The organism is Sphingobacterium thalpophilum, from assembly GCF_038396785.1.
Lineage (GTDB): Bacteria > Bacteroidota > Bacteroidia > Sphingobacteriales > Sphingobacteriaceae > Sphingobacterium > Sphingobacterium thalpophilum_A.
Map to the genome: position 1 here is coordinate 2,558,048 of NZ_CP151087.1, position 21,748 is coordinate 2,579,795.

Annotated in this window: 12 protein-coding genes; 9 read left to right on the forward strand and 3 right to left on the reverse strand. The window is 40.2% G+C overall.

Annotated features, from left to right (window positions below; translation table 11 throughout):
- Positions 1–12: 12 nt before the first annotated feature.
- The 3 genes from AACH28_RS11415 to AACH28_RS11425 form a co-directional block, all read right to left on the reverse strand.
- Complete coding sequence (locus AACH28_RS11415) at positions 13–1,332, reverse strand: HAMP domain-containing sensor histidine kinase (RefSeq protein ID WP_341832991.1); 1,320 nt, start codon at positions 1,330–1,332, stop codon at positions 13–15.
- A gap of 3 nt (positions 1,333–1,335) precedes the next feature.
- Positions 1,336–2,697: a sigma-54 dependent transcriptional regulator gene (locus AACH28_RS11420; protein WP_286778547.1), complete on the reverse strand. Its 1,362-nt coding sequence runs from the start codon at positions 2,695–2,697 to the stop codon at positions 1,336–1,338.
- A gap of 99 nt (positions 2,698–2,796) precedes the next feature.
- Positions 2,797–4,176 (reverse strand): TolC family protein, encoded by a 1,380-nt coding sequence (locus tag AACH28_RS11425; RefSeq protein WP_341832992.1) that lies wholly within the window; start codon positions 4,174–4,176, stop codon positions 2,797–2,799.
- 161 nt (positions 4,177–4,337) lie between these two features.
- On the opposite strand from AACH28_RS11425, the gene AACH28_RS11430 reads away from it, so the two are divergent.
- From AACH28_RS11430 to AACH28_RS11470, 9 genes are all read left to right on the forward strand, one after another.
- Positions 4,338–4,490, forward strand: a complete 153-nt coding sequence (locus tag AACH28_RS11430; RefSeq protein WP_341832993.1) for a hypothetical protein — start codon at positions 4,338–4,340, stop codon at positions 4,488–4,490.
- 367 nt (positions 4,491–4,857) lie between these two features.
- The gene (locus AACH28_RS11435) at positions 4,858–6,111 is read left to right on the forward strand and encodes an efflux RND transporter periplasmic adaptor subunit (RefSeq protein WP_120333433.1); all 1,254 of its coding nucleotides are present in this window, start codon (positions 4,858–4,860) and stop codon (positions 6,109–6,111) included.
- A gap of 66 nt (positions 6,112–6,177) precedes the next feature.
- Complete coding sequence (locus AACH28_RS11440) at positions 6,178–8,544, forward strand: ABC transporter permease (protein WP_341832994.1); 2,367 nt, start codon at positions 6,178–6,180, stop codon at positions 8,542–8,544.
- A gap of 91 nt (positions 8,545–8,635) precedes the next feature.
- A complete protein-coding gene (locus AACH28_RS11445; protein WP_046672289.1) occupies positions 8,636–9,313 on the forward strand; it encodes an ABC transporter ATP-binding protein in 678 nt (225 codons plus the stop codon).
- A 44-nt stretch (positions 9,314–9,357) separates the two neighbouring features.
- Positions 9,358–11,763 carry an ABC transporter permease gene (locus tag AACH28_RS11450; RefSeq protein ID WP_341832995.1) on the forward strand — a complete coding sequence of 802 codons (2,406 nt, stop codon included), beginning with the start codon at positions 9,358–9,360 and terminating at the stop codon, positions 11,761–11,763.
- Between the two features lie 133 nt (positions 11,764–11,896).
- Positions 11,897–14,272 carry an ABC transporter permease gene (locus AACH28_RS11455; protein ID WP_341832996.1) on the forward strand — a complete coding sequence of 792 codons (2,376 nt, stop codon included), beginning with the start codon at positions 11,897–11,899 and terminating at the stop codon, positions 14,270–14,272.
- 62 nt (positions 14,273–14,334) lie between these two features.
- Positions 14,335–16,755, forward strand: coding sequence for an ABC transporter permease (locus AACH28_RS11460; protein WP_341832997.1), 2,421 nt, complete (start codon positions 14,335–14,337; stop codon positions 16,753–16,755).
- A 34-nt stretch (positions 16,756–16,789) separates the two neighbouring features.
- Positions 16,790–19,261 (forward strand): ABC transporter permease, encoded by a 2,472-nt coding sequence (locus AACH28_RS11465; protein ID WP_341832998.1) that lies wholly within the window; start codon positions 16,790–16,792, stop codon positions 19,259–19,261.
- A 47-nt stretch (positions 19,262–19,308) separates the two neighbouring features.
- Positions 19,309–21,717, forward strand: a complete 2,409-nt coding sequence (locus AACH28_RS11470) for an ABC transporter permease (RefSeq protein ID WP_341832999.1) — start codon at positions 19,309–19,311, stop codon at positions 21,715–21,717.
- The last annotated feature ends 31 nt before the right edge of the window (positions 21,718–21,748 follow it).

The following is a 21,748-nucleotide window of genomic DNA, read 5'->3' on the forward strand; positions in this document are numbered from 1 at the left end:
GGATAAATGGTGTTAAAACTGAAGCACAAAAACACTCCCCTCGCCTTCTGTACTATTGAGGAAAATAGTCCCTTTGTGCAAAAGCATGATCTGTTTGCTTAGGGTGAGGCCGACCCCTGTACCCGTTTTCTTTGTTGTAAAAAATGGCGTGAAGATCTGTTCCTGGAGATCGGCAGGAATTCCGGCCCCATTATCTTCAATCCGGATCTGCACTTTTCCGTCTACTTCAAGAGCAGATAAACTGATATAAGCCTCTTCCCTATGTTTAACCGCATCAATGGCATTCAACATTAAGTTGATAATAACCTGTTCGATCAAGTTAACATCTGCAGACAGCACTAATCGGGTATTTTTCAGAATAATATCAACATCAATATTTTTTTGGATCAGTGTAGGCTCAAGCAATTGATAGATATGTTCAAATAACTGAGAAATCTGAATCGGCGCCAGCTGAGGCTGATCGACCTTATTGATTATACGATAACTCTTCGCAAAATGTAAAAGTCCTTCGCTACGACGTTTGATGGTGGAAATGCCTGTTTTTAAATCATCAATATCTTCAGTTCCTTTAAAATGGTCCAAACGACCGTTTAAGGTTTCAGCCAGTGAGCTGATCGGAGCGATGGAATTCATGATTTCATGTGTCAGTACACGTAATAACTTGTGCCATGCTTTTGTCTCAGTCTCATCAATTGCTTCGTTGATATTTTGGTACACCACAATGCGAAACAAGGCGTCCTGTGTTTCAAAGCTTGAGCTCTGAATCAATAGCTTTATTTTTCCTTTACTTGACTGAACGGACTCCATCTGCTGCTGTCCATTTTCAAGTAACATGGTCTTTTCATAAAGATCATTGTTTTTTTTCTTTAGCCCGGCAATGTTCCCGAGATGCGGCAAGTGAAACAGTTGCTTAAATGCTTCATTCACCCACATGACCTTACCACTATCCATCTCGTAAAAGATAATCGCCGAATTCAGCATATTGATCACACGATCCAGATATTGGTGCTGAATCTCCTGCTTAATGCTGATTTCCTTATAAGTCTCGTTGATCTGATTAAAGGCCGTAAAAAGCTGCCCTTCCACTGACTTTGTATTTTTCACCAAGAACCGCCTGGTAAAGTCGCGGTATTTGACCGCTTCGGAAAATTCTATCAGCTGCCGAGCCAAAAAATTATACTGTGCATATAGGTTAAAGCCCAGATAAAGCATAATACAAAAGATCAAAGACGCCTGCACGTATTCACCCTTTAGCAGCAAATAAGCACTCATGAGAGCAGCTGCCAGCAGTACTATAATCTTGATCGCATTTAAGATTTTTCCGTGCCTCATCGACTAAATATCATATTTCTCCAGACGTCTATAAAGCGCAGCTCTTGTCAGTCCCAATTCTTTTGCTGCCTTACTGATATTTCCGTTGTAACGCTCAATCGCCGATTTGATTGCTTTACGTTCCAATTCTTCCAGATTTTGACTGCTAGGACTAGATTCGACAATGCGGTTATCTATTTGTTGTTCTATTGGCGAGAAAAAGAGATCATTTCCAGCAATACTGAGCTGATCAGCCATAATAACGGCACGCTCGATGCTGTATTGGAGTTCCCGGACGTTGCCCGGAAAATGATAGGCAAACATTTTCTTAACCGCATCCGATTCAAAGCCTTCAATCCGTTTATTGTATTTCTTTGAATAGATATCGAGAAAATGATCAGCCAATAGCTTGATGTCCTCTCCTCGTTCACGTAAGGGCGGTACTTGAATTTCAACGGTATTGATTCGATAAATTAAGTCTTTTCGAAAACGACTTTCATCCGCGAGTTGTTTAAGCGGTACGTTCGTTGCTGAAATTAAGCGTATATCTACCGAGATTGGCTGATAGGATCCCAGGGGGGTCACCTGTCTATTCTGCAATACAGTCAACAATTTAGCTTGCTGCTGTAAAGAGATATTGCCAATTTCATCGAGGAACAATGTCCCGCCATTCGCCGCTTCGAATCGCCCTTGACGGTCTTCACGCGCATCCGTAAATGCGCCCTTCTTATAACCAAAAAGCTCGCTTTCAAATAATGTTTCTGTCAGCGCCCCTACATCAACCTTAACGTAAGTCCGATCGGAACGCAGTGATCTTCGCTGAATGGCTTGAGCAATCAGGTCTTTCCCGGTCCCATTTTCCCCTAATATTAATATATTGGCATCTGTAGGCGCTATTTTCTCCAGCTTGTATTGCAGTTCGTCCATAACAATGGAGTTACCAATCAAATCGGGACTGTTCGCACTGCTGAGCAAGGAACTTTTACTTTTCTTTTCTTTATTTTTTGATTCAGCAAGAGCGCTTTCGATCGTTGCCAGCAACTGCTCATTTTCCCAGGGCTTCACCACAAAATCCGAAGCTCCCTGCTTCAATGATTTTACGGCCAGATCAACAGCTCCATAAGCTGTTATCATAATCACATGTATCTGTGGGAACTTTTCTTTGATTCGAGACAACCAATACAAGCCCTCATTACCGGTATTGATTGTACTTTTAAAATTCATATCTAAAAGCACCAGATCGTAAGGTATCTTCTCCAAATGTGCGATAAGATTCTCCGGATTAGGCTCGACCTGAATATGGCTGACTTTAGGTTTAAGCAAGATTCTCGCTGCCGTTAGTAAGTCCTGATCATCGTCAACCACTAAAATTGATGCTTTTTTCATCTTTTCAAATTATGATTTTCTTTATTTTAATGGAATTAAAGAACTTGTCACACGCTATGTGATTTTTCCATGTGCTAAAATACGAAGACACTAATATAGCTATAAATTTAACGAGCCTGCGTAATAATCATTGATATATTTTTGCAGCAGCCATTCGTATTGTTTTACCAACAATTGAATTTGGCTGTTATCGTATTTATTTTTCGCGGTCAAAAATATTACTGAATTACTATTTCCTAATTCGAAAACGACTTTGGCAATACGAAAAGATTCGGCGTAATTTTCATTTTGACTACGCAATTGTGTAATCATATTGCTTGCGTTCTGTAAGTTAAAAACGGCATTGGACGTTTCAGTACGGAGATTATTTAATTCCATTTCCCTACGGAATTTTACGGATTCCAAATCCAATTTTGCCAGTTTAACTTGATTTCGGACCTGAAATCTATTAAAAATAGGTATAGAAAGCCCTAAAGAAATAGATTTACCTAAGTTGTTATTTACCTGATCCCAAAATTTCTCTGATTTTGTATTCGAAAAATTTGAGTTTATTCCAGCCCCTAAACTCAGTGATGGCCAATAAGCCGTTTTCGCGACTTTTATATTCTTTTCCGCAGCTTTAATCCGCCAATTTAGAGCAGGAATATTTGGTAAAGCTTCGGTAGCGAGCTGAAAAAGCTCTTCAGAAGATAATTTTCTTCCATCTTCATTATATTCTGGTGTCTGCAACTCACCAAGCTGCTGTTCATCAATATTTAGAAGATTAGCTAATTTAACCCGATAAGCATATAACAACTGTCGATTATTCTGAATTGTATTTATGTCATTGGCGAGTTGTCCTTTCAAGTCAAAATAATCTCCAGGATTAATTGCACCTTCCTTATGCATAGACTCGGCCCTATTGACCTGCTCCTTTGTAACCTCAGTCTGCATTTCAGACTGTCTCAGTACATCTTTTGCTGTGAGCACTTGGATAAAACATGTAATGACATCTAAACGTAACGTATTGATCTGAGAATCGAACTCCAATTTGCTGGCCGACTTTGCATCTGCCTTCATGCGGATATCATAAAGCAAACCCAATCCTCTAAATAGCGGAATATTGGCATCAATACCATAACTTCCAAATTCGCTATTGTTATTTACATACTGTTTGGTAGATTCATCAAAGAATCTACCGAAACTGAATACATGATTCATATTTGCGTTCAGATTGGGCAATCTATTCGCTTTGGCCTGCGCCAAATTCACCTCCGCACGCTTCACGTCCAGTTCATTCTGCAATAAGGCTGGATTGGCCTTTATTGCCAACTGGATACACTCAGCTAAGCTCCGCTTTGCAATTTGCTTATCGTCAATCTTTGTTACTGCTGTTGCTTGCGCCACTTTTTCTGGTAGCCGCTGTTCAATCTGCTGCGCCCCTGCCTTGGCATAACTCAATAAAAAGCATAATGTACTATATATATAGACTCTCTTCATATCCATTTTTTATTTTCTTGCTGACCATCGCCATGCCAAACAACTAAAACACTAAATATCAAACTGATATAAAAAGTGAATTTTGAAAAATGTTCGTTAATGAACAGTCGGTGTGCGTAGTTGGACAATTAAAATCCACAAGCGTATAAATTAGGAACGTGATGAACATCAAGTTCACCATTTATTCGTTTATTCTACGGATATTCATCGGTACTCCTTCGGTATTTCTTCGGTTACAACCGAAGAAGTACCGAAGGAGTACCGAACAAGCTCCGAACAAGCACCGAGTAATCTATGAATACAATAGCCATTAATTATTTAAAATGGCGGTATTGTCTCATACTTAAATAGATCAAAATCCTGAATTTTCAACAACCCATTTTTACCAACTTTTAAGACCGATCGACCAATATAGCTACCTACCCCCTTCCCTAATTTACACCAACAGAGTAACCCCTGCTCCATCGGAATTAATGTGCATCACCGCAGCCAGATTATATCTGCCAAAAGCGCTTCAGTTGACGCTCTAAACAGCAAAAAACTTCCAGTTGTACGCCTTCGTACAAGAAGTGTCCGCTATCGAACACCAAGCTTAAAACTAAACAAAACAAGAACCTATCAATCAATATTTTACATTCTTGGCACAGCTTTCATAGTTATATACAAAATTGATATTAAATTATGGACAGACCTTTAGAAAAGAAGAAGTGGAATAGCAAACGTATCATGACTATTGTGGGGGTTGCTGGCTTAGTTGGATTGATCAGCGCCAGTTTCTATTTTACCTCCGGCAAAAGCAAACTGAATGTTGAAGCTGACCGCATCTCTATTGTCGAAATAAAAAATGGAAACTTTCAGGAATTTATCCCTATAAATGGTACTGTGCTTCCTATTAGCAGCATATACCTCGATGCTTCTGTTGGTGGACGCGTAGAAGAAAAGTTTGTAGAAGATGGCGCTATCTTAAAAAAAGGGGATGCAATCATGCGTCTTTCCAATACCGATCAGGAGCTTACCTTGGTACAACAAGAAACACAAGTGCTGAATCTATTGACACAGTCCCAAATAGCGCAGACCAATGCACAACAAGCATCGATTAACAATCGCAATCAAATGGCTGATGTGGAACAAGCCTATAGAGAAGCTGAACGTATCTATACCTTAAATAGAAAATTACTCGCTGAAAAAGCCATTGGCACACAAGAGTTCGAAAAATCAAAGAACGAATACAACTATCAAAAAGAGCGGGTCAACTTGACCAAACAGATCCTAAAACAGGACGAAATCTCCAATGCGCAAAAAACTAATCAGGATAAGCAAACGTATCAACGTACACAGAGTGCATTGGAACTGATGAAAAGAAAAATTGGTGATCTGATCGTTAGAGCGCCTGTTGACGGACAATTGACTGCTTTTGATGCAGAAATCGGACAAAACAAAAATGCCGGGGAACGGTTGGGACAAATCGACGTTTTGACAGGATTCAAAGTGCGTGCTGATATTGACGAACATTATATCAACCGTATTTTCCCAGATCTACAAGGTGAATTTTCTATCGGTGAAAAAACCTACAAACTCCGTATCAAGAAAGTCTATACACAAGTCACCAATGGTCGATTCCAGGTTGACATGGAATTTATCAATGATGTTCCAAAAGGGATCCGTCGTGGACAAACTTTGCAGATACGTTTAGCGTTAAGTGACGAGACAAAAGCATTATTACTGGCAAAAGGAGGATTCTATCAACAGACCGGTGGTAACTGGATCTTCAAATTGGATAAAAATGGAAGCACAGCGTATCGTGTGGATATCCAACTAGGAAGACAGAATCCGGAATATTATGAGGTCATCAAAGGTCTACAACCGGGAGATAAAGTTATTGTATCGAGCTACGAGACGTATGACAAGGTTCAAGAACTGAATATTAAAAAGTAACATCATATAGCGGTTATCGAGAACATCAGGTCTGTCGATAACCGCTTTTATCATACGACCATAATTATGATTAAAAACTTTATTAAAACCGCACTTCGCAACCTTTGGAAAACCAAAGGTTACAGCTTTCTCAATATTTTTGGACTGGCGGTCGGGATTGCTGCGGCATCGTTGATTTTTTTATGGGTTGAAAATCAGTTGAGCTTCAACGATAATTTCGCCAACAAAAAGGATATCTACATTGTCAAATCAAAACAGACATACGATGGAGCCACCTATGTATTTGAATCTACCCCAGGACCCTTTGCCCAAAGCATAGCGAAAGAAATCCCAGGCATCAAGCATGCAGTACGCATAAGCTGGAATTCGCCAATGCTGTTTTCCGTCGGAGACAATAATATATTTCAAAATGGTGTATATGCCGATGGAAGCATCGCTGATGTGCTATCCCTTGCATTTCTTGAAGGGGATCGAAAGACTGCCTTTGATCAGGTCAATAACATTGTATTATCAGAAACTGCAGCGAAGAAATTATTTGGCAACCGTCCTGCCTTGGGAAAAACCGTCAAAACAAACAATAGTGAGCCATTTATTATTGCGGGGGTAATCAAGGACCTCCCCAAAAATAGCAGCTATGATTTTCAATGGCTCATCCCTTTCAAAAAATTTGAAGCAGGTCAGGATTTTCTAAAAAATTGGGGGAACAATAGTGTTCAAACGCTAGTGCAAGTCGAAGAGAATGCCAACGTCGATCAGATTAACAAGCAGATGATGGATTTCGTCAAACACAAGACCAATGGTGAAGTCACTTTTTCACAGAATTTCCTCTATCCAATGGAGCGTTGGATTACCTACAATCAGTTTGATAACAGTGGTATTGAAAAAGAAGGTGGCATTAAAAATATTCGTCTATTTACCTTTATCGCTTGGGTTGTCTTACTGATCGCCTGTATCAATTTCATGAATCTTGCAACTGCAAGATCTGAAAAAAGAGCAAAAGAAGTTGGAATGCGCAAAGTGGTTGGTGCGAGTCGCAAATCGCTCATTGTGCAATTCTTGGGAGAATCCCTTGTTTTGGCAATTATTTCCTCTCTTGTTGCTATATTACTAATCTATATCTTCATCAGGCCGTTCAACACCATGATAGGCCAGGATCTTCAGGTTAATCTTTTAGCCCCCCCACACCTGCTATTTTTAACGACAATAACATTAGCATGTGGATTATTTGCAGGTAGCTATCCCGCATTTTTCCTTTCGGCATTCAAGCCGCTTTCAACGATCAAAGGGACAAAACAGAAGGCCGGTAGTGGAAGTCTCGTCCGTAAAGGGTTGGTCATCCTGCAATATACAGCCTCAGTTGTGTTAATTATCTGTACCATTATCATCTACCAACAGATTCAGCACAACAAGAACAGAGATCTCGGTTTTGATAAGAGTCAGGTGTTGACTACAGCGCTACAAGGCGATATGGCCAAACATCTGCCGCTCATTAAAAATCAATTATTGGCAACAGGGGTTGTTCAAGAAGTCGGTGTCAGTGACATGAGTATCCTCAATATCAACTCCAATACGTCCGGTTTTAGCTGGGATGGAAAAGATCCAAATGCCAGTATTTTGATTGGTATGTTACGTTCTGATGAGGGCCTTATTCCAGCTTTAGACTTAAAGCTTTTTGATGGTAGAAACTTTCATCAAAATTTTGTGGGCGACAGCACATCGGTTGTCATCAACGAAGCATTTGCAAAACTGATCAAAAAAGATGGCCTTGTGGCCGGTAACATCATCAGCTACGGTGAGGAAAAGTTTACTATCGCCGGTGTCGTCAAGAACTTCGTTTATAACAATGTGTATGCCGATCCTGAGCCGATGCTGTTTCTACCAATGAATAGAGATAATGGGATCATGACCATTAAGACAAAGGCTGGAGTAGATTTACCAGATGCCATTCAACAAATCGAGAAGATCATCGTCAAAAATAACCCAGGCTTCCCTTTTGACTATAAATTTTTAGATGATAGTTTCAATAATAAGTTTAAAGCGGAGCTTTTTGTACAGCAACTATCCAGTGTATTTGCACTGATGTCTATCATTATATCCTGCTTAGGTCTATTTGGTTTAGCCGCCTTTGCAACAGAGCAACGCGCAAAAGAGATCAGCATTCGTAAAGTCTTGGGCGCCTCTGTTTCGGGACTTATCCAAATGCTCAACCGTGAATTTGTCATTCTTGTAGCAATATCATGTATCATTGCCTTTCCTATTGCATGGATGATCATGAGCAAATGGCTAACTAATTATGCACATCATATCGATATTTCCTGGACCATTTTTATCATCAGTGGTCTGACAGCTATTATCATTGCCCTATTGACCATCAGTTCACAGGCATTTAAAGCAGCGATAGCCAATCCGACAAAGACTTTAAGAGATCAATAAACACTAAAAAAGAATTTAATAACAGAAATAGTAACTGTCCAAAGCAATTTCGCCAAGGATACAAAACATAAAAACCATGAGCACAAAAAATATGATCAAAATCACAAATCTTCAAAAGTATTACCGCACAGAAGAAGTTGAAACCGTCGCATTAAACAACCTCAATATCCATGTCAAAGAGGGAGAGTTTGTTGCTGTAATGGGGCCTTCGGGCTGTGGGAAATCGACTTTACTCAATATCATTGGTCTATTGGATGATTTGGATGAAGGAAGCTATCTATTCAACGAGATTGAAGTTGCCAAATTCAAAGAACGCGGTCGCTCAGATCTTCGCAAACATAACATTGGTTTTGTGTTCCAGAGCTTCAATTTGATCGATGAGCTGACCGTATTTGAAAACGTAGAACTTCCACTGGTTTATACCAATGTTCCAGCAGCAGAACGCAAAAAACGTGTAGAAGAAGTTTTGGAAAAAGTGCAGATCATGCACCGTCGCAATCACTTCCCACAACAGCTTTCCGGAGGTCAACAGCAACGTGTGGCTGTCGCTCGTGCGGTTGTCAATAATCCCAAACTGATCCTTGCCGATGAGCCTACGGGTAACCTCGATTCCAATAACGGCAACGAAGTTATGCAACTCCTGACTGAATTGAACGAGGCCGGCACAACCATCGTCATGGTAACACACAGTGAGCACGATGCAAAATTCTCTGACCGTGTAATCCGCATGCTAGACGGACAAGTGATTATGGAAACAACTTCGGTATAAGACAACTCATATATAACCAAGATATTAATCCTAATAACCTATAGATGATGAGCACGATTAAATTAATTTTCAGACAATTATGGCGCAACCGTCTTTTCACATTTTTAAATGTATTTGGGCTTGCCATCGGAATAAGTGCCTGTTGGCTAATTTTCCGTATCGTCAATTATGAATTTAGTTTTGATCAGCATCATCCGGAAAGTGAGCAGATTTACAAGGTCCATACCTCCTATGAGGAAAAGGATAAATTAGATCATTTCGATGGTGTTCCCGCACCATTACCGGCATATATCAAGGAAAACTTTGTCAATGTTGAACTGACAGTACCCATCTTTAAACAATACTTCGAGCGTGTCAGTAATAATCGCGGAGCGCAGAAAATAGAGTTTGAAGATCAGCCCGAAATCATCGGTACCACGGGAGACTATTTCAAAATGACACCTTATGTTTGGTTAGCTGGCGACCAAAGGAATATACTAAAAAATAGCCATGAAGTCATCCTGACAGAATCGCGGGCTAAATTGTATTTCCCAAACACGTCAATAGACCAAATCATAGGACAGACCTTATCCTATGATAGTACATTGTACAATGTCGCCGGTATTGTAAGAGATCTAGCTCATCCAAGCAGCTTTTTGGGTAAAGAATTTATCCGGATTCCAGAACAGGAATGGAATAGCACAAACTGGAACAATTCAAATTCCAATTGGCAGCTCTTTATTAAGGTAAAATCATCGGCTTCCCTTCCTAACCTCATAAAGACAGCCGACAAAAAGGCGTATGAGATGACACATGCTGAATTTGACAAGTTTGGATTTAAAATGCATGTAAATACAGTTCCTTTAAAAGACTTACATTTTACTTCTTATGCGCAAAATAATGTTGATCAGAAAATAATGTACGGTCTTATCGGCATAGGTATATTTTTGCTCTTACTCGCCTGTGTCAATTACATCAATCTCGCTACAGCCCAAATCCCACAACGCGCCAAGGAAATTGGTATCAGAAAGACATTGGGAGAAAGCCAGAAAAGAATTACAAAATCCTTTCTGCTAGAAACATTTTGCATTACGGCTTTTTCGGTGCTTTTATCTTGGCCTTTACTTATTCTCATTCAAACAGTTTTAGCCGCATATATTCCCGATCAGCTCAAGCTATATCCAGATCCCTGGGGTGTATCGCTATTTTTAGCAACACTTACAATTACGATTACTTTAATTTCCTCAGGTTATCCGATTTTATTGACAAACAAAGTCAAGATTGTTGAAGTCATTAAAATCTCGAATGCGCAAACGCTCAAATTTGGCAATCTTTCTTTTCGAAAAATGCTCATTGTTTTTCAATTTTTGATTGCCCAGCTATTTGTTATTTCAACTTGCATCATTGGTCTACAATTGAAACATGCACTACAGAATAACTACGGCTTTGATAAGGATGCGATCATTACCCTACGTTTCCCGAGTAAAAGCTATCAGGACAGTAATGTTGATCCCTTTGTTTTCAAACAAGCGATTAAGCACATCGCAGGTGTAGAACAGGCTTCCTTGGGGCATCTGCCCATGAGTAACGACCATTGGGGAAATGCCTTGTTTGCCAAAAGTGATACGGGACAGTTACAAGCCGATGTACAAATGAAATTTGTCGACCAAGATAACTTTAAACTCTATAATTTTAAAATGCTTGCTGGCCGCCCGCTGCAATTGGCCGATACCAGCACAGGCATCGTGTTAAACTTAGCCAGCGTTCAAAAATTAGGTTTTAAATCTGCTGAAAACGCTGTAGGGAGCTTTGTTACGTATACCGACAAACAGCGCCAGATTGTGGGAGTAACCGACAATTTTCACACGAAAAATCTCCATGCAGCTATTCAACCTGTTGTCATGCTGAGTTCCATTAAAAAATGGGAATTAAACAGACTAAGTGTGAAACTCAACAATAATTCAACTACCTGGCCGGAAACTTTAAAACAGATTGAGAAAGAATGGAAAAAATATTATCCAAAAGCCCCATTCAAATATGATTTCTATGATCAGCAAATCAAAGAACTCTATAGCAGTGATCTAAAATTCTCGAAGATCATCAATCTATTTACATCGACGACAATTCTCATCAGCTGCTTGGGATTGATCGGCCTGGTTACCATCACCACGGTACAACGTACAAAAGAAATTGGTATTCGAAAAGTGTTGGGAAGTACGGTACTGGGGATTATTGGGTTATTATCAAAAGATTATATCAAACTTATACTCATTTCTATTTTGATCGCCACCCCAATTGCTTGGTGGGCGATGCACAAATGGTTGGATGATTTTGCTTATAAGATAGATCTATCCTGGTGGATGTTTATCATTCCGGCTGCCGCAACCCTACTTATTGCATTTTTTACGATGAGCTACCAATCCATAAAAGCGGCACGTGCAAATCCCGTAAATAGCTTAAGAGATGAATAAAATAGTAAAGAAGCTCAATAGTGATCAAGGAGAATGATGGGAATCAGTCATGATCCCATCACAATCCTTGTTTTGAATAAAGCGCCACAAGGAGTGACAAAAAAACAAAATTAATCAAAGAAAGCCTATCACCATGATAAAGAACTATTTAATAACCGCAATTAGAGAATTAAGGAAACGGAAATTCTATACCGCGATCAATATATTAGGTCTGTCGGTCAGCCTTACTGCCTCCATATTAATTATTTTCTGGGTACAGGACGAAAAGAGCTTTGATAAATTCCACCCAGACTTTGAACAGATTTACAAAGTCAATTCTCATTTGGATCCCGAGCACAACGGTTCGATATGGGGGACATCTCCCGGGCCTATAGGAAACTATGCACAAAATGTACCGGAGGTAGATTACGCAACGCGTGTTTCACAGGATTACAATACCACGTTGGTCAATGACAAACTGAAACGTCCGGTAACTAGTATGAACATCTATTATGTAGATGGTAATTTTTTCAAGATGTTTCATTTTCCATTACAAGAGGGCTCCCTCTCAGGTTTTCAGGAAAATTATAAACAGGCGCTTATCACCCCTTCGACAGCCGAAAAACTTTTTAGTACGCAAAAAGTCATTGGAAAAACTTTCCGTTACCAGAAAGATCTCTTCACTGTAGCCGGTATCCTAAACGATATTCCACAAAATTCCTCGATGCAATTCGATGTCGTTATCCCACTGGGGTATCATGCACAGCGGTTTACAAACTGGGGTGGTAATGGTAAATGGAAAACAATCGATGAAGATATGGGTAACTATAGTTTTTCAACTTATATTAAAGTCAAACCTCATGCTTCTGCAGCACTTATCGGAAAATCGGTCACAGACACTTATACCAAAGCCCGCAACGGTGAAAACTCGACTCTATTTGTTTTAGATCCACTCAAAACCATGCATTTAATCGCTCCTGACGGAAATAAATCGACACTTCGCATGGTTCAGATTTTTGGGATCATTGCGATATTGCTCTTGGTGATCGGTGCGGTAAATTATGTCAATCTAAGTACTGCAAGAGCATTGGATCGGGCGAAAGATGTTGGTATCCGCAAAATAATCGGCGCCAACCGTCTCCATTTATTCCTACAATTTATCACCGAAACTGTTGTTGTATTTCTTTGTTCACTACTGATCGCTTTCATCCTTATCGTGATCCTTCATACCGGATATAATCAGATCGCACAAAAATCAATCAGTCTATCTTTCCATAACACGACGATATGGCTGTATATTGGGGCAGCAATTATAGGCACATTGGGACTGTCCAGCATATATCCTGCGATACAGCTTTCCTCGTTCAATCCCATTCATTCGTTAAAAGGAAAATCAATAAAAGGTGTTTCCTCGAATACCATGCGTAAAATATTGGTGGTTTTCCAGTTTACGCTCTCCGTAACGCTAATTGTATGTACGCTGATTATTAAAAAGCAATTGGACTTTATCCAAAAGATCAATTTGGGGTATGATAGAGATCATGTACTAACGCTTGGTCTTCCTGAGGAGGCTTACAAACATATGGACGCGATACGTGCTGAACTAAAAAGCAATGAGGCGATACAAGGGGTTTCCCTATCAAGTTTATACAACATGACCGATTTTGGAAATGCCACGGGCGATATAGACTGGCCCGGCAAGTCCAAAGACAACAAACTCATTGTTGCTCAAGCGACCATCGATAAGGATTTTATTCCTTTGATGAACATGCAATTCCTGGAAGGAAAAAACTTTAGCGGAATGCCGGTTGATTCGTCCGGCTATATCATCAACGAGACTTTGGCGAAACAGATGGGATTAAAGCCGCCGTACGTGGGATCCAATATGAGTTTCCACGATTTCCCTGGACAAATTATCGGTGTTGTGAAAGACTTCCACTTTAAATCCATCAAAGATAAAATAGGTCCAATGGTCTTCTGGACGCGCTGGGGATCGGGTACACTTTATGTTAAAACGAGTACGACAAAAGCCCCTGAGGCCATTAATGTTTTAGAAAAGATCTATAACCGATATCCATCAGATGCTCCTTTTAACTACACCTTCATTGATCAGCAATTTGATAATCTATATAAATCCGAGCAGCGCACAGGTTTGTTGTTCAATATTTTCGCTGGCATCGCCATTTTTATATCTGCTTTAGGTCTGTTTGCGTTGGCAACTCACGAAGCGCAAATGCGTGTAAAGGAAATTGGCATCCGTAAAGTTCTTGGCGCTAGCACCTTTGGTGTCGTCCGGCTATTGGGGAAAAATTTCGTGATACTCGTCTCCATTTCCATTCTGATTGCCTGCCCTATTGCAGTTTACCTGATGAAACAATGGTTAAGCAATTTTGCCTATAAAACAGATCTAGAGGTGCAAACATTTGTCTTCGGTGGTATCCTGGCCTTGCTGATCGCCATTTTCACCGTCAGCTATCAGGCTGTTCGGGCAGCTTTATCCAATCCCGTAGATAGTTTAAGAGACGAATAATAAGAAAAATACAGTAAAAGTGGATTAAACATATTGATACACTAAAACTAAAGAATAAAGCAATGATCAAGAACTATATAAAAATAGCCTGGCGCAATATCTCCAAAAATAAAGGGTATTCAACCATAAACATAATTGGCTTGGCAATAGGATTAGCCTGTTGCCTATTGATAGCAATTTATGTACAAAATGAATTGTCATACGACAAATATCATGTGAATAAAGATCGAATTTACCGCATCGTCCATGACTATAAAGATGTAAGCAGCACAGAACAGCATCAAATCTGGGGCAATGGTCCAATCGGTGAAGCCATCAAAGCAGATTTCCCTGAAATCGAAAAGGTCGTTCAATTTTCAGGGCAAACGTCTATCCTGCTCAAACAAGGCGATAAAAGATTCCAGGAGGAAAATGTATTTTTCATGGACTCTACTGCATTTGATGTCTTTAGTTGGAAGGTTTTGGCCGGCGACCCGCATACAGCCTTAAAGAACGCCTATTCTGTCGTATTAACAGAAAGTACCGCTAAGAAATATTTCGGAGATCAAAATCCCATTGGCAAGACGCTTGAGGGAGGTTTAGCTGCTGGTCGTGCCGATGCAGGTCTATATACTGTAACGGCAGTAATGGCCGATGTACCTGCTAATTCACACTTTACGTTCGATGCATTGCTCTCGATGAGTACATTCCGAAAAGCACGGCCAGACGTATTTAATAAAGAAGGCTGGGATTATGTAGACTTCTACACGTACTTTCTCGCTTCAAAAGACTTTGATCCTGTAAAGTTCGACCAGAAAATACCGGAGTTTCTCAAGCGGCATCTCCCAACAAATGAAAACCCAAATGCAAAATACAATTTCCATATCGAGCCGCTTCTGCAGGCTTACATGCACTCGTCTGCGGATCGTCAACCCGGTACCAATGGAAGCTATCAGAATTTATACATATTCAGCATTATTGGCGGATTCATCTTACTGATCGCCTGTGTGAACTTTATGAATCTGGCTACATCAAGGTCAATGGAAAGAGCAAAGGAAGTCGGCGTACGAAAAACCATAGGAGCAAGCAAAAGCAATCTGATCTTTCAGTTTATGTCTGAATCATTGGTTCTTGTATTCGTCAGTAGTATTTTGGCGATACTGCTCGTTATGGCCTTTCTCCCCTTTTTGGAAGCATTCTCGGGCAAACACCTCAATTATTCGTCCCTGAAAAATGGGACGACCTGGGCAATATTCCTATTCACCACCATTTTTACGGGACTTCTTGCTGCCAGCTATCCCGCGTTGATTCTAGCAAATTTCAAACCGATTGCAGTACTTAAAGGAAGTTATAGCAACAGCAAAGGGGGTACATTATTACGTCGCGTATTAGTTGTTTTCCAATTTTGCCTTTCTATTGCGCTCATTGCAGGTACAGTCGTCGTCTTTTCTCAACTAGATCAATTACAGCACCGAGATCTTGGATTTCAAAAAGATCAACGGCTTGTGATAGATTATAATTTCGATGATAAGGTAAACAATAACCTGGAAGCGATAAAATCTACACTAGCAAAAGATAAAGATGTTTTGTCTGTCACTGCATCACGTACGGTACCGGGAACATTTTTTCCAAATGCAGGAACAGAAATCATGTCAGCAAACGGAACGATGAGTCAATTTGCTCCTTTCTTATATGAAGTCGATGTTGACTTTATTCCTAATATTGGTCTGCAAATGGCCGCTGGGCGTGCCTATTCCAGGGATTTCCCAGCGGATACGGCCCATTCACTTGTTATCAATGAATCTGCTGCAAAACAATGGGGCTATTCAAATCCACAAGATATTATTGGCAAGCAATTTCGTCAATGGGGAAGAGAAGGAACGGTTATCGGTGTAGTGAAAGATTTCAATTACCTTTCTTTACACCGTAAGATTGAGCCTTTAGCTTTGCGACTTGAACCAAGCAGCAGCCGGTATTTAACCTTGAATATCCAACATGTAAACCAGCCTGAGACCGTTGCCAGAATCGGCAAGCTGTGGAATGAACTTGTACCAAACCGTCCATTTTTATATAGCTTTCTCGACGACAATTTCAATCGACAATATGAAGCGGATTTTAATTTTAGAAGACTTTTTACAGCCTTCTCCGGACTAGCACTTTTTATTGCCTGTTTAGGTTTATTGGGACTTGTTACGTATACAGCCCAACAGCGGACCAAAGAAATCGGCGTACGGAAAGTTCTCGGTGCATCCATCTATAATTTAATCCTCCTGCTCTCTTCCGACTTCATCAAGTTATTGGCTGTAGCGCTTCTCATCGCGACACCGCTATCTTGGATGGCGATGAAAAAATGGCTTGACAATTTTGCTTATCACATTGAACCACAATGGTGGATGTTTGTCTTTGCTGGTTTTGCTACAATCATTATCGCATTAGTAACGGTGAGTTTTCAAACACTCAAGGCTGCCAAGGCAAATCCTGTAGATAGTTTAAGAGACGAATAACAATATAATCTAATCCCATCACGATATTCCAGCTATGAACAACCTCCTATTAAAATCGGCAATTCGACAACTTTGGAAGAATAAACTATTCTCCCTATTAAATATTATTGGACTAGCCATCGGCATTACGTCATGTTGGGTCATATTTAAGATTGTCAATTATGAGTATAGTTTTGAAACTGGAGTTCCTCAGCTTGATCGAACCTATCGGATCATTTCTCAGTTTAAAAATGATGGCAAGGATAATTACAATGGGGGATTGGCCAAGCCGTTTTATCAGGCCATCCGAAAAGAAATTCCGGGCGTGGAACTGGTCGCTCCAGCATTCAGAAATTATCAAATGGAATCTGTCACAATCAACAAGGGACAAAAAAATCAAAAACTTGTCGAGGACTTTGATGAGGCTGAAGGCAATGTGACGGAGACTACCAGCGACTACTTCAAGCTCGTTGGCTACAAATGGTTAGCCGGTTCACCTGAGAAAGCATTTTCAACTGCCAACGACATTGTACTGACAAAAAAAAGGGCTGCCATTTATTTCCCAAACCAGGCTGTCCAGGGCTTAATCGGCAAAACCATCTTTTATAACGACAGTATACCCAAAACAGTAACTGGCATTGTTGATAACCTTGGCTTCAACACGGAGTTCAATGGCACAGAATTCGTCTTGCTTAAAGAAGAAGTCTACCCACTGAATGTCTGGACGAATACCAATGGTACTGACAGACTTTATATCCGATTAAAAGATGGTGTAAAAGACCTTCCAATCCAGGCAGCTATCAATAAAATCGGACAAAAAAAATGGCAGGAATTCAGCCAGGAAAAAAAACCTAAGTTTGACTACAACCGTAAGGTCGTGGTCATGCCACTAAAAGATTCCCATTTTGCAGTCCACATAAAAGAATGGTACGCCGAAAGAACAAGCAAAACCGTTATTTATGGGTTAATTGCCGTAGCTGCTTTTCTGATGCTTTTGGCCTGTATCAACTATATCAATCTTAGTACGGCACAAATACCAGCGCGGAGTAAAGATATTGGTGTCCGTAAAACATTGGGAAGTAGCCAGGGAAAATTGGTTAGCCAAATTATTTTTGAATCGCTTTTAACCATTGCCATTGCACTTGTTTGTTCGGTCTTTCTGACGAAACTGGCCTTTTTCTATTTTCAGGAAATGATTCCGGAGAAAGTAAAGGATTTTACAAGTTCGACGACATCAATGCTGTTTATCGCAGTTTTACTGACCGTAACGACTTTAATTTCCTCGGCATATCCTTCTTGGTTAATTAAAAAGGTACAGCCTGTCAATTTATTTCGGGCTGGCAAGCAGTTTCAAATCGGAAAAACACAAATCAACCTTCGGAAAACGTTGATTGTATTCCAATTCTTTATTGCTCAATTCTTTACGGTTTCAGCACTCATTATCGGCCAGCAACTCTCCTATACCCTCAACAAAGATATGGGATTCGACAAAGATGCTGTTGTTACTTTCGATCTACCTTCCAAGCTCATCAACAAATTTTATGAGGAAAAACTGGATCAAAGTAAGAAACAAACACTCCTACATGAGATCCAAAAAATAAAAGGTGTTTCGGCAGCCTCAATTGGCAGCAAGCCTTTGACAAACAATTACTCCTCCTCTTGGTTTCATCGACAAGACCCTACCTTAAAAGAGAAAATTTCATCCGATATTTTCTTTAAAAATGCAGATCCGAATTATATAGCTGTATATGACATGAAGCTAATCGCGGGAAATAACCTACCACAATCAGATACTGTCAATGCCTATATCATCAATGAATCTGCTGTCAAGGCATTCGGTTTCAATTCCCCTCAAGATGCCATCGGGAAGTCAATTGGTCAAGAGGACAGTACCTTCCCGATCGTTGGCGTTATTAAAGATTTTCATGCCCAGGAATTCTATAAAGAGATCACACCTTTGGCTTTGCGCAGTTTTAGTCGCGGTGCTTATACCTTCAATATAAAACTATCGGGAAACAGCAAAGAATGGAAAACCAGTATCCAAGCGATCAATAAAGTATATACACAGTTTTTTCCGGAACTCCCGATAGAAATAAAATTCTACGATGAAACGATCGCTTCTCTTTATCAAAAAGAGCAAAATCTGACCAAATTAATTAACGTGAGTACAATTGTTGCTGTTTTAATCGGTTGTTTGGGTCTCTTTGGGCTGATTACCCTTGCGGCTTTCCAACGCAGCAAAGAGATCGGTATCCGTAAAGTTTTGGGTGCAAGTATTCCAAGTATCTTTCATTTATTGGCTAAGAACTTCGTACAGCTCATTTTAATCAGTATCCTAATTGCCGCACCATTGACCTGGTGGACGTGTAGCAAGTGGCTGGAAGATTTTTACTACCGCATCGATCTTACGGCAACTCCTTTTATTTTAGGCGCTGGGCTTGCATTATTTGCGGCTGTACTGACCATTAGTTTTCAATCGATCAAGGCGGCTATCCAAAATCCTGTCAATAGCTTACGGGACGAATAGCAACACGAGTATATCAAATCAGAGGGTTAACAAAAAACGAAATAACAATGATTGTAAATTCACTTAAAACAGCCTATCGTTTTTTAAAAAAACATAAGTTGATCACGTTCATCAATATCACGAGTCTCGCGATTGGTATTACCGCGACGCTGGTTATTTTCCTGATGATCCAATACGACTACAGTTTTGACAAACATGTTCCCAATCAACAACAGGTCTATCGTGTTGTCAATAACGGAGAGTTCAAAAATGCCGGCGTCTACGTACCGTTGGTACGCACCATGCAAGCAGAGTTACCCAACTTGGAGGCTGTAGTCCCGATTTATCGAAGCCATGTCCAAAAGCTAAAAGTTTCTCTGGCAACAGACAAATTCCAGACTTTCCCGAAAGAACAGAAGATGGTATTCACGAACAGCCAATATTTCGATATTTTCCCTTCAAAATGGTTGGCTGGAAGCGCTAAAGCTTTGAATTCATCCGGAAATATTATCCTTACAGAGAAAACATTAGAAAAATTTTATGGAAAAGAACTGCCTGCAAATGTGATTGGCAAAACCATCATCTATGCAGATAGTATCCCACTTCAGGTCGCTGGTGTAATTGAAAATCCGCAGCATAATTCGGATTTCAATTTTGAAAGCTTCATCGCTGAGTCGACGATCCCTCAGGATAACAATCTAAAAAACATGTATACGTGGGAAGCTTGGAACAGCATATCGGATTCACATCAGGTGCTTATCAAGACAAAAGCACAAAGTAATCCGCATCTACTGGAACGAAATATTGCTAATCTCCTTAAAAAATATAAATACAAAGAAGGGGAGAAAATTAACGATAAGCTTGAATTACAAGCATTGGCAGATGTACATTTTGATACAAGATTTAATTATGAAGCGACCCATCCGGAAGCACTACGCAACCTTATTTTACTTGCAGTTTTCCTCTTAGCCCTGGGGGCCGTAAATTTTATCAACCTATCCACGGCGCAATCCATCGAAAGAGCCAAAGAAGTGGGTATTCGTAAGACGTTGGGTAGTTCTAAAACTACATTGATCAAACAGTTTTTGATCGAAACTTTTCTGATAACTTTGACCGCAACAGTACTTGCGGTCTTATTATTGCCATTGTTCTTACATGTCTTTGAAGGATTTATTCCGAAAAACCTAAGCATGGAAGGCCTGGACAAAAGCGTTATTATTTTCTTTCTATTTGGACAATTGATCTTAGTAACCTTACTAGCCGGATTTTACCCTGCCTGGGTACTGACAGGATATGCTCCGGTGCTAGCGCTCAAAAACCAGCTCGGAAAGAACACGAATCTTTCCCGAAGTGCATGGATACGCAAAGCACTGACCATCTTCCAGTTTGTCATGGCCCAGGCTTTCCTGATCTGCGTGCTTATCGTCGTTCGCCAAATAAATTATGTTACTCATAAAGATATGGGCTTCCAGAAAGATGCTATTGTCAATCTCTATATTCCTGGAGCGTTCCAAAATTCCGCCAAAGGTGTAGTTCTTAAAAATGAACTCAAAAAGCTAAAAGATATCAAGGCCATAAGTTTTGGGAATATCGCTCCTGCAATGAATGGCTGGATGACTACCGCAATCGCTTACGATCAATCGCCAAATAAGGAATCCTTGACTTTTGATAGCCGATCGGGTGATGAAAACTATTTAGATGTCTATCAGATTCCGCTTTTAGCGGGAAGAAATATCCGTTTATTGGATTCAACAAGTGAAATGTTGATCAATAGAAAAGGACTTGAACTACTGCATATCAAAAACCCGCAGGATGCCATTGGTAAAACCTTCGAAAATGGACAGAACATCATCGTTGGTGTAATGGAGGATTTTGATTTGTCTTCAGCGCGACAAGGGGTTAAACCAGTTCTTTATACAGGCAGTAAAGAAGGATATGTACTCCATATTGCCTTGGATCAATCGCATCCTGAAAACTGGAAAAACGCCATTGATAAAATAACATCAAGCTACAAATCGGTGTTCCCCGATGATGAATTGGACCTACGGTTTGTAGATGAGGTCATCCAGAACTTCTATACGCAAGAGAAGCAGCTGTCTAAGCTCCTTTCTTGGGCAGTAGGACTCTCTGTGCTAATTGCTGGATTAGGCTTATTTGGACTTGCCATATTTACGGCAAATCAGCGCACAAAGGAAATTGGAATTCGCAAAGTATTGGGGGCTTCTGTGTTCCAGATCACCTTTTTATTACTTCGGAATTTGCTGTCGTTGGTTGCAATAGCCTGTCTGGTAGCTTTTCCAATTGCTTATTATTTTATGCATAGCTGGCTGAACGACTTTGTTTACCGAACCACAATAAGTCCCTGGATTTTTGGGCTGTCAGCCGTAGGGTTGATTGCCTTTGCAAGTCTTGTACTATCAACCAAAAGTGTCTTTGCAGCAAAAGCAAACCCGATCAATAGTCTAAGGGATGAGTAAATCAGCGAGTAAAAGAGATAGGCTTATGTGT